We start from the raw sequence: 9,995 nt of genomic DNA on the forward strand, positions 1-9,995 counted from the left end.
GCCCCCTTCCCCGATGATCACGCTCGCCCGCCGCCTGGACGGGGTCGCCCCCTCGGCCTCCGCCACCATGACGCAGCGCGCGCGGGAGCTGGCGGCGACGGGGGAGCGGGTGATCTCCCTCTCCCAGGGCCAGCCGGACTTCCCGACGCCGCCGCACGCGATCGAGGCCGCGCACCGGGCCGCGCTGGAGGGGCAGACGAAGTACCCGCCCATCGCCGGCACGCCCGCGCTGAAGGAGGCGATCCGGCGGAAGTTCCTCCGCGAGAACGGGCTCGACTACGCGCTCGACGAGATCCTCGTCGGCAACGGCGGCAAGCAGGTCCTCTACAACGCCATGATGGCGACGCTGAACCCGGGGGACGAGGTGGTGATCCCCCGCCCCTTCTGGATCAGCTACGCCGACATGGCGACCCTCGCCGGCGGCGTGCCCGTGCCGGTGGACTGCCCGGCGGAGGGCGGCTTCAAGCTGCGCCCGGAGGCGCTGGACGCCGCCATCACGCCCCGCACCCGCTGGGTGATGCTCAACTTCCCGAACAACCCGACGGGCGCCGCCTGCTCGCGCGCCGAGATGCGGGCCATCGCCGACGTCATCCTGCGCCACCCGGGGGTGATGGTGCTGACCGACGACATGTACGAGCACCTCCTCTACGACGGCGCCGCCTTCTGCACGATCGCCGAGGTGGAGCCCGCGCTGCGCGAGCGGGTGCTGACGGTGAACGGCGTCTCCAAGACCTACGCGATGACGGGCTGGCGCATCGGCTACTGCGGCGGGCCGCGGGCGCTGATCCGGGGCATGGCGAACATGCAGGGCCAGTCCACCAGCGGCGCCTCGGCCATCAGCCAGGCCGCGGCGGCGGCGGCGCTGGACGGGCCGCAGGGGCTGGTGGCCGAGCGGACCGAGGAGTTCCGCCAGCGCCGCGACCTCGCGGTGGCGATGCTGAACGAGGCGCCGGGCATCCGCTGCCACAAGCCGGAGGGCGCCTTCTACCTCTTCCCCGACGTCTCCGGCCTCATCGGCCGCACCAGCGGGGGCGGGCGGGCGATCGGGAACGACGCGGAGCTCGCCCTGGCCCTGCTGGAGGAGGCGAAGGTCGGCACGGTGCAGGGCGCGGCCTACGGCATGAGCCCGCACCTGCGCGTCTCCTACGCGCTGGACCGCGAGACGCTCCGCGAGGGCCTCGCGCGCATCGGGGAGTTCTGCCGGGCCATGCGCTGAGGCGCCCTGGCCTGGGGCTTGCTAATTTCGGGATCACGCGTCGGGGCACGCTCCAGTGCCCGGCACCGACGCAGAGGGGGATCGGCGGCATGGCGATCGTTGGAAGGCGCCTCGGTTGGCTCGGGGCCGCGCTGGCGGCGGCGATGCTGCCAGGAATCGCGCGGGCGCAGGTCGCGGCCGGCCCGACCATCGCGAACATCCGGGCCAAGGGCTTCCTCGACTGCGGCGCCAACCCGGGCTCCCCCGGCTTCGGCGTGCCGGACAGCCGGGGCGAGCACCGGGGGATGGACCCCGATTTCTGCCGCGCCATCGCGGCGGCGGTGCTGGGCGACCCCGCGAAGGTCCGCTTCACCGTGCTGACGAGCCAGTCGCGCATTCCCTCGCTGCAATCGGGGCAGGTCGACGTCGTCGCCCGCACCTTCACCTGGACGATGGGGCGCGAGGCCGGGTCGGGCCTGCAGTTCGGCCCCATCACCTTCCACGACGGCCAGGGCTTCATCGTCCGCCGCGCGACGGGGGTGGAGCGGGCGAACCAGCTCGACGGCGCCACCATCTGCGTCACCGCGGGCTCCACCAACGAGCTCAACCTCGCGGACTGGGCGCGCACGAACCGCCTCTCGATCCGTCCCCTCGTCTTCGAGAGCAACGAGGACACGCGCAAGGCCTACGCCTCCGGCCGCTGCGACAGCTACACCCTCGACGCGAGCCAGCTCGCGGGCTTCCGCAGTTCCTTCGCCGATCCGGCGGAGCACGTCATCCTGCCGGACATCATCAGCAAGGAACCCCTCGCCCCCGCGGTGCGGAAGGGCGACCCGCAATGGTACGACGCCATGCGCTGGACGATCCACGCGCTGATCCTCGCGGAGGAGCTGGGCGTCACCGCCGCCAACGCGGAGGCGATGCTGGAGAGCCCCAACCCCGACATCCGGCGCCTCCTGGGCGTCACCGGGGACTTCGGCCCCTCGATGAGCCTCGACCGGCGCTGGGCCTACAACGCCATCCGCGCGGTCGGGAACTACGGCGAGATCTTCGAGCGGCACGTCGGCGCGAACACGCCGGTCGGGCTCCGCCGCGGGCTGAACGACCTCTGGAGCCGGGGCGGGATCCTCTACGCGCCGCCCATCCGCTGAGCGCCCCTCAGCGGGGCTCCTTCGCCTCGGCCACGCGCTTGCCGATCATCGCCGCGACCGCGGCGACGCCGAGGGCGCCGAGCACCGCCCCGGCCATCACGTGGGTGGCCACCACGCCCGCCGCGTGAAGCCCGAGCAGCGCGGTGCGGCCGGGCCGGAAGGGGTTGGGGAACATCAGCGCATCCCCCCGAGCGCGCGGCGGCCGATGAGGAAGCCGGCGGCGATGGCGGTGCCGAGCGGGATCCCGATGCTGAGGCCCGTGAGAGAGAGGGCGAAGGAGGCGACGATCGGCATGGCGAGAACTCCCCTGGCTGCCTCCCCTCACCTGGGGCGGCGGGCGCCGCCTGAAAGTGGGGCGCCCCTCAGAACGCCGAGCGCCAGCCGAGCACGGCGATGACCGCGTCCTGCCGATCGTTCTTGGATTCGCCGCCGACGCTGCGCTGGTAGCCGACGTCGAGGCGGAACTTGAGCGGCAGGTCGCGGCCGACCGACACCTCCGCGTAGGTGGCGCGGGGAACCGGGTTCTCGCTCCGCTTCCGCTCGTCCCGCTGCAGGCCGAGGGTGGCGCGCCAGGGACCGGAGCGGGTCTGGGCGCCGACGGTGGTGAAGCGGCGGCGCTCGCCGACGGTCATGTCCTCGAAGCGGCCGGTGCCCCCGCCGAGCTCGTCCAGGATCTCCGGCCCGGCCTCGCGCGGGTTGCCGCCGGCGCCGCGGAACTGGACGAACTCCGCGAAGAGAAGGGTGCGGAGGTCGCGGCTCCAGGTGATCTCGTGCCGCAGGCCGGCGGCGAGGCCCGTCTCCCGCTTGGTGCCGTCCACCCCCGCGCCGCGCGAGAGCAGGGACAGGTGATAGGAGGTGTTGGGCAGGAAGGGCATCCGGTCGCCGTCGAGGGCGACGACGAAACTGTCCATCTGGCCGGTGTTGCCGGGCCCGCCCTGGCGGCGGGTGTTGCGGGCGTAGCGCTCGAAATCCCGCTCGCAGCAGCGCTCGCGCGTGAGGGCGGTCTCGCTCAAGACGCTCGTGTCGAAGCCGAAGACGGCGGCGGAGACGTCGTGCTCGCCGAAGCGGGCGTCGGAGACGACGGTCGCGGTGCCGCCGAAGCCCAGGCTCTCGCGGATGAGGTAGACCTCGTGCGCGCGCACGTCGAGCAGCAGGCCCGGGAAGTCGTGGTGGCCGCGGCCGAAGGGGGCCGAGAACTTGCCGCCGTAGAGGACGAGCCGCGACGTCGGGCGCCAGTCGAGGCGGAGCTCCTCGAGATAGGCGGCCTGGGTGCGGAAGGCCGCGGTGCCGCCGTTCGGCTCGGTCTCGCCGACGGGCTCGATATGGACGACGCCCTGCACCGACCATTCCCGCGACAGGAAGAGGCCCGCCGCGATCTCGCCGCGGGCGAAGAGGGTCGTGCCGCGCTGCCGGCGGTCGGTCGCGGAGGTGGTGGAGAGGGAGAAGAGCCGCAGGTCCGCCTCCCCCGCCACCTGGGGGTAGAGGTTGAGGCCGGGCGGGGGCGCGGGCGCCGTGACCTGGGCGGCCGCGGGCGCCGCCGCCAGGAGGAGCGCGCCGAGAAGCGTGGGAAGGCGCCGCATCAGGCCGCCCCCCGCAGCGCCGCGACGATGAGGCGCGCGTTGTGCCGGACCAGCGCCTCGTAGCTCGGCGCGGGGCCGCCCGGCGCCGAGAGCGCGTCGGAGTAGAGGCGCCCGCCGACCCGCGCCCCGGCCTCGCGCGCCAGGCGGTCCATCATCGTCGGGTTGGCCATGTTCTCGACGAAGACGGCCGTGATGCCCTGGGCGCGGACCTGCCGGATGAGGTCCGCGATGTCGGAGGCGGAGGGCTCCGAATGGGTGTTGATGCCCTGGGGCGAGAGGAAGGTGATCCCGTAGGCGTCGCCGAAGTAGCCGAAGGCGTCGTGGCTGGTCAGGACCTTGCGGCGCTCCTCCGGGATGGGGGCGAAGGCGGCGCGGACCTCGGCGTCTAGCGCCGCGAGGCGGGCGGCGTAGGCCTCGGCGTTGCGGGCGTAGAGGGCGGCGTTGGCGGGGTCCGCGGCGGAAAGGCCGGCCGCGATGTTGCGGGCGTAGACCATCGCGTTCCGCGGGCTGCCCCAGGCATGGGGGTCCGGCGTGCGCGCGGGCTCGACCGCGTGGGGCCGCCGGCGGCCGGCGCCGCCGCCGTGGCTGTGGGCGTGCCCGTCCTGCGAGGCGCGGAGCGGGACGCCCTCGCTCGCGACGACCGTGGTGCCGGCGAAGCCGGCGGCGCCCGTCAGGCGGCCGATCCAGTCGTCGAAGCCGAGGCTGTTGCGCACCAGCAGGGCGGCGCCGCGCAGCTTCTCCGCGTCGGAGGGGCGGGGCTGGAAGTCGTGCGCGTCGGCGTCCGTGCCGACGAGGGTGGCGAGGGCCAGCGGCCGTCGGCCGGCCACCTCGCGGAGGAAGTCGGCCAGGATGGTGAAGGTCGCCGTGGCCGGTAGGGTGGTAGCCTGGGCCTGGGCCTGGGCCTGCGCGCCGCGCAGGGCGGGAGTGGAGAGGGCAGCGGCGAGGAGGGCGCGGCGGCGCATCGCGGAGGCTTCCGAATTACGTTATAACATAACGTAGCCCGGCCCAGGAGGGAGGGGCAAGCCCCGCGCGATGGCGGCTAGCGGTCCTTCCGCCAGAGGCGGCGCAGGCGCTCCCAGAGCCCGGGGCCCGTGCTGCGGCGCGCGATGCTGCCGTGGCTCGCGTGCGGCCGGCGCGAGGGCGGCGGCAGGGCGCTGGCGACCGTGTGGCGGCCGGAATCCTCGAGGCCGATCAGCCGCTGCTCGAGCGCGGCCACCCCCGCCACGGCATCCGGCGGGTGGGTGGCGGCGAGCTGGTCGGCGGTGGCGCGGGCGTCGTCGAAGGCCTCGGCGCGGCGGAGGGCGTCGACGACGCGTATTGTCTGCTCGGCGTCGAGCGGCGGGCCGGCGCGCCAGAGGGCCACCGCCTCCCCCCGCCAGGCGCGGGCGAGGTCGGGCTTGCGCGCGTCGTCCGCGGCCCAGGCGGCCTGGAGGGTGGCCTCGGCCGCCGCGTGCAGCGCGCCCGTCTCCTCCAGCACGTAGGCGTAGGCGAGGAAGCGGCGGGAGAGCGGCGGGTGGGTGGTGTCGGCGATCAGCGCGCGGAAGGGCGCGGTGCCCACCGCCTCGATCGCGGCGGGGTGGGCGTGGGCGATCTCGGGCGCGACGTAGCCGCAATGGGGGCACTGCTGCAGCCAGGCGGCCATGGTGCTGCGGAGCGGCTCGCCCGGGCGGAGGTCCAGGTCCGGCGCGCTCTCGGGCGGCATGGCGCGGAAGCGCGTCTGCCGGCTGGCGGTGCCGCAGACGGCGCAGCGAACCTCGGCCGCGCGCGTGCCACCGCGGGGCCCGGGCTGGGGGCCGTTGCGCGCCGCGTGGAACGGGCCGGGGGTGGGACGGTTCATCGCCCTCTAGTTAGTGGCATCGGGCGCTCAAGCGAAGGGGCGGCGTTGCCCGGAATTCGCGGCGGGGGGCGCGGCCGGCCTGTTGCGCGGAGGCCACCGGCCCTGGCAAAGAGGGCGCCATGCCGCGCGGCGACCTCTTCCCCGACATTGCGCCCTACGAGACCGGCCTCCTGCCGCTCTCCCATTCCGGCCATGGCACGCCCGGCGGGCCCTCGCACGTCATGTACTGGGAGCAGGTGGGGAACCCGCGCGGGCAGCCCGTGCTGTTCCTGCACGGCGGCCCGGGGGCTGGGGCTGGGGCGGTCCACCGCCGCTTCTTCGACCCGCTGCACTGGCGCGTCGTGATCTTCGACCAGCGCGGCGCCGGCCGCTCCCGCCCGCTCGGTGAGCTGCGGGAGAACACGACGCCGCACCTCGTGCAGGACATCGAGACGCTGCGGCGCTTCCTCGGGATCGACCGCTGGCTGCTCTTCGGGGGGTCCTGGGGCTCCACCCTCGCGCTGGCCTACGCCCAGGCGCACCCGGAGCGGGTGGCGGGCTGCGTGCTGCGCGGGGTCTTCCTCGGGCGGGACGACGAGGTGGAGTGGTTCCTCTACGGGCTGAAGCGCGTCTTCCCCGACGCCTGGGCCTCCTTCGCCGAGCACGTCCCCCCGGCCGAGCGCGGCGACCTGCTGGGCGCCTATCTCCGCCGGCTGACCGACCCCGAGCCCGCCGTGCACATGGCGGCCGCGCGCGCCTGGAGCAACTACGAGGGTCTGTGCAGCACCCTCCTGCCCAGCCCGGAGACCGTCGCCTCCTTCGCGCAGGACCGCTCCGCCCTCGGCCTCGCCCGGATCGAGGCGCACTACTTCGCGCACAACCTCTTCTTGCCGCCGGAGGGGTTGCTGGCGGGCATGCACCGGCTGGCCCATGTCGGCGCCGAGATCGTGCAGGGCCGCTACGACATGGTCTGCCCGCCCACCTCCGCCTTCGAGCTGGCGGAGGCCTGGCCGATGGCCCGGCTGACGGTCGTGCCGGACGCCGGGCACTCGGCGCTGGAGCCGGGGGTGCGGACGGCGCTCGTCTCGGCGGTGGAGCGCTTCCGGCGCCGCTAGCGGCGCTCCCTCACACGACGCGGGCGAGCCAGGCCGCGCCGGCCTCGGCCGCGCGCCGGGCCGCGGCGACGTGGTCGATGGCCCGCAGGAAGCCGTGGAGCAGGCCGGGGAAGACCTCCTCCTCCACGGCCACGCCGGCCTCGCGCAGGGCGCGCGCCATGGCCCGGTTCTCGTCCGCCAGCACGTCGAGCTCGGCCACCTGTATCAGGCAGGGCGGCAGGCCCCGCAGGTCGGCCCGGAGCGGCGCGGCGAAGGGGGAGAGGCGGTCGGCGGGATTCGGGGCGTAGCAGTCCCAATAGAAGCGCATCCGCTCCGCCGTCAGGCCGTAGCCCTCGGCGAAGGCGGCGTAGCTCGGGGTTGCCATCCGGTCGTCGAAGACGCCGTACTCGAGCAGGAGGCCGCGCAACCGGAGCCCGGGGTCGGACTGGCGGAGCAGCAGCGCGGCGCCGAGGGCGAGGTTGGCCCCCGCGGAATCGCCCCCGAGCACGATCCGGCCGGGATCGAGCCCCCATTCCGCCCCGTGCGACGCGACCCAGCGCGTGACGGCCGCGACCTCCTCCAGCGCCTGCGGGAAGGCGGCCTCGGGGCTCAGCGCGTAGTCGGGGGCGAGGACCGCGAGGCCGGAGCCGGCGGCGAGGTTCCGCGCGAGGGCGTCGTGCGTGTCGATGCTGTTCCAGACCCACCCGCCGCCGTGGAGATGGATGAGGACCGCCAGCGGCCCGTCCGTCGTCGGCCGGTGCAGCCGGCAGAGGAGGCGCCGGCCGCGGACGGGCAGCCAGCGGTCCGCGCTCTCGGCCATGCGGGGCTCGGGGTTGGCCAGGGTGAGGTTCAGCGCGTCGTTGGCGGCGCGTGAGGTATCGAGCGGGCGCTCCAGCCGCGCCGGCGGGAAGGCGGCGGCGCGCGTGGCCATCATCTCGGCGAAGGCGGCCATCTGGGGGTCGAGGCGGGGGTCGTGCGGCATGGGCGAAGTGAGGGCCGGTTCCGGCCGCCGTTCAAGGGGCCGGGCGAGGGAGCGGGCCTTTCCGGGGGGCGGACGCGGCGCTAGGATGAGGGCGCGTGTCTCCGTAGCTCAGCAGGATAGAGCACGGGATTCCTAATCCCGGGGCCGTGGGTTCGAATCCCGCCGGGGACACCATCGCCCCTGCCCCTACCGCCAGGCGCGCCAGAAGAACACCGCCGTCATCACCGCGCTGAACAGGATGACGAAGCCGCGCAGCACGCGGTCCGGCACCCGCCGGGCGAGCCGCGCGCCGGCGTAGCCGCCGACGATCGCCGAGACGAGCATCACCAGCGTCTCCGGCCAGTGGACCGACCCCGCGACGACGAAGCAGGCGACGGCCACGAGGTTGGCGACGCTGACGAGGACGGTGCGCAGCGCGCTCATGGCCTTGATGTCGATATCGCCGAGCAGGCCCCAGGTCGCCATCATCATGATGCCGACCCCGCCGCCGAAGTAGCCGGCGTAGACCGAGAGCACGACCTGCGCGGCGAGCACCGCCCCGCGCCCGATCCGCACCCGCTGGCGCAGCGCCGCGCCGAGGGGACGTCCGAAGGCGAAGGCGAGGGTGCCGACCAGGAGCAGCCAGGGCAGCGCCCCGTCGAAGGCGCGCTGGGTGGTCGCGAGCAGCAGCAGCGCGCCGGCCAGCCCGCCGGCGAGGCTGATGAGCAGAAGCACCGGGAGGCGGATGCCGTGCAGGGTCTGGAAGTCGTGCCGCCAGGCCCAGGCGCTGGCCAGCGTGCCCGGCACGAGGGCGACGGTGCTCGAGGCGTTCGCGGTGACCGACGGAAGGCCGACGAAGATCATGGCGGGAATGCTGACGAAGGAGCCGCCGCCCGCCGCGGCGTTGAGCGTTCCCGCGAAGAAGCCGGCCGCCAGCATGACGAGAGCTGTTTCAAGGGTCATCCGAGGGCCTTGGCAGGGAGGGGCGGACGGCCCCCGCGCCGGTCCCGCGCGGGGCCGCCCCGCGCGAGGGCTCGCCGGGCGGCGACCCTAGCGCCCGGAGCCCGCGGCGGGAAACCGGGCCGGCCGCGCCCGTCCGCGGCGCCCAGGAATGAACGGCACTCCGCCCGGGCGGGCTGGCCGCGCGGCGGGGACCGGAGTAAGCGCGCGGGGCGGGCCGGGCGGCACCAGCGAGGCCGGCGGCTCTCCCCGGGCGCGGCGAGCCCCGGCGCCGGCGCCCCGCCCGCCCCGGGAGGCCTCACCATGTGCGACGTTCTCTTGCTGGAGGACCACCCCGAGGTCCTCGACCTCGTCCAGGCGGCGCTGGAGCTCCGCGGCTTCACGGTCCAGGTCTGCGGGACCGCCGAGGCCGCGCTCGCCTATCTCCGCTCCGGCGCGCCCTGCCAGGTCATCCTGTCGGACATCGACCTCGGGCGCGGGATGGACGGCTTCGCGGTGGTCGACGAGGCGCGCCGCGCGCGGCCGGGGCTGCGGGCGCTCTACTACAGCGGCCACGCGCGGCCCCCGGCCGGGCGCGGGCTGGGGGAGAACGAGCGCTTCCTCGAGAAGCCTTTCAGCCGCCTGGCGCTCTTCGAGCTGCTCGCCGAGCTGGGGGTCTGGCCGGGCGGCGCGGCGCCGTAAGATCCTGTCGGCGTTCTTTACGCCGCGGGCGAACGGCGGGGGGAGGCGGTCGGCAGCGCCATGTGATTGCTCGCTTCGCGCGCTTGGCACGTCGGATGCACTTCCGGGAGAAGTTGCGGATTGTTGCTTCGCGACGCCGGCGGCGGGTTGCCGCGGAACGGGAATGGCCCTGGAAAGGGATGGTTCCGCCGGAGGGAGGCCTTCAGGGCCGCGGGGCGAGGCGCCCCGCCAGGGGTGAGGCGGCACGGTCCGCCGAGGGAGGGGTTGATGACGATCGGGCAACGCGCAGGCAGACAGGGGCTTTCCCGAACCCGCCCTTTCCAGCCCCCCTTCCCCCAGGCGACGGAGGCGCGCCCTGCGACGGCGTCGCGTTGCCGGGGATGAGGGAGTTCGGCGCCGTCCGCGCGGGAATGATCAACCAGCGCTGGTCCTGGCCGCTCTGCGGCACGGTGCTGCTGACGGGCTCGATGCTCGTCTGGCTCCTTATCGCGCGCGCCCTGGCCCATTGCCTGAGCTGAGGCGTCGCGCCCGGGCTGCCCGAGCCCCGGCCGCCCGCG

11 protein-coding genes and 1 tRNA gene are annotated in these 9,995 nt (G+C 74.9%); 6 read left to right on the plus strand and 6 right to left on the minus strand.

The genetic code is table 11. The annotated features are described in order from the left end of the window. Positions 1-13 precede the first annotated feature (13 nt). Entirely contained in the window at positions 14-1,216 is a 1,203-nt protein-coding gene (locus tag EAH89_RS11040) for a pyridoxal phosphate-dependent aminotransferase (protein WP_140882920.1), read from the plus strand. Positions 1,217-1,305: 89 nt separating this feature from the next. Next, positions 1,306-2,346, plus strand: coding sequence for an amino acid ABC transporter substrate-binding protein (locus EAH89_RS11045; protein ID WP_140882922.1), 1,041 nt, complete (start codon positions 1,306-1,308; stop codon positions 2,344-2,346). 7 nt (positions 2,347-2,353) lie between these two features. On the opposite strand, the gene EAH89_RS31185 is transcribed toward EAH89_RS11045, so the two are convergent. The 4 genes from EAH89_RS31185 to EAH89_RS11060 all read right to left on the minus strand — a co-directional run bounded on the left by EAH89_RS31185 (position 2,354) and on the right by EAH89_RS11060 (position 5,763). After that, on the minus strand, positions 2,354-2,521 hold the full coding sequence (locus tag EAH89_RS31185; protein WP_161993548.1) for a hypothetical protein: 168 nt from the start codon (positions 2,519-2,521) through the stop codon (positions 2,354-2,356). A gap of 187 nt (positions 2,522-2,708) precedes the next feature. Next, positions 2,709-3,926 (minus strand): hypothetical protein, encoded by a 1,218-nt coding sequence (locus EAH89_RS11050; protein ID WP_140882924.1) that lies wholly within the window; start codon positions 3,924-3,926, stop codon positions 2,709-2,711. Continuing rightward, positions 3,926-4,888 (minus strand): metal ABC transporter solute-binding protein, Zn/Mn family, encoded by a 963-nt coding sequence (locus EAH89_RS11055; RefSeq protein ID WP_140882926.1) that lies wholly within the window; start codon positions 4,886-4,888, stop codon positions 3,926-3,928. The genes EAH89_RS11050 and EAH89_RS11055 overlap by 1 nt, the downstream gene beginning before the upstream one ends. A 77-nt stretch (positions 4,889-4,965) precedes the next feature. Next, on the minus strand, positions 4,966-5,763 hold the full coding sequence (locus EAH89_RS11060; RefSeq protein ID WP_194152319.1) for a hypothetical protein: 798 nt from the start codon (positions 5,761-5,763) through the stop codon (positions 4,966-4,968). A 119-nt stretch (positions 5,764-5,882) separates the two neighbouring features. Between EAH89_RS11060 and pip the strand changes: the two genes are divergently transcribed. Then, complete coding sequence (pip, locus tag EAH89_RS11065) at positions 5,883-6,857, plus strand: prolyl aminopeptidase (protein WP_140882928.1); 975 nt, start codon at positions 5,883-5,885, stop codon at positions 6,855-6,857. Positions 6,858-6,867: 10 nt separating this feature from the next. Here pip and EAH89_RS11070 read toward each other — a convergent pair whose 3' ends face one another. Continuing rightward, the gene (locus EAH89_RS11070) at positions 6,868-7,818 is read right to left on the minus strand and encodes an alpha/beta hydrolase fold domain-containing protein (RefSeq protein ID WP_140882930.1); all 951 of its coding nucleotides are present in this window, start codon (positions 7,816-7,818) and stop codon (positions 6,868-6,870) included. Positions 7,819-7,915: 97 nt separating this feature from the next. Here EAH89_RS11070 and EAH89_RS11075 point away from each other — a divergent pair. After that, positions 7,916-7,992: transfer RNA gene (locus tag EAH89_RS11075), tRNA-Arg, on the plus strand. A gap of 12 nt (positions 7,993-8,004) precedes the next feature. Here EAH89_RS11075 and EAH89_RS11080 read toward each other — a convergent pair. After that, positions 8,005-8,760, minus strand: coding sequence for a sulfite exporter TauE/SafE family protein (locus EAH89_RS11080; RefSeq protein WP_194152320.1), 756 nt, complete (start codon positions 8,758-8,760; stop codon positions 8,005-8,007). A gap of 300 nt (positions 8,761-9,060) precedes the next feature. Between EAH89_RS11080 and EAH89_RS11085 the strand changes: the two genes are divergently transcribed. Both EAH89_RS11085 and EAH89_RS31190 read left to right on the plus strand, forming a co-directional pair. After that, on the plus strand, positions 9,061-9,438 hold the full coding sequence (locus EAH89_RS11085) for a response regulator (RefSeq protein ID WP_140882932.1): 378 nt from the start codon (positions 9,061-9,063) through the stop codon (positions 9,436-9,438). A 371-nt stretch (positions 9,439-9,809) separates the two neighbouring features. Further along, positions 9,810-9,956: a hypothetical protein gene (locus EAH89_RS31190; RefSeq protein WP_161993549.1), complete on the plus strand. Its 147-nt coding sequence runs from the start codon at positions 9,810-9,812 to the stop codon at positions 9,954-9,956. The last annotated feature ends 39 nt before the right edge of the window (positions 9,957-9,995 follow it).

Source organism: Muricoccus nepalensis (assembly GCF_006438825.1).
Lineage (GTDB): Bacteria > Pseudomonadota > Alphaproteobacteria > Acetobacterales > Acetobacteraceae > Roseomonas > Roseomonas nepalensis.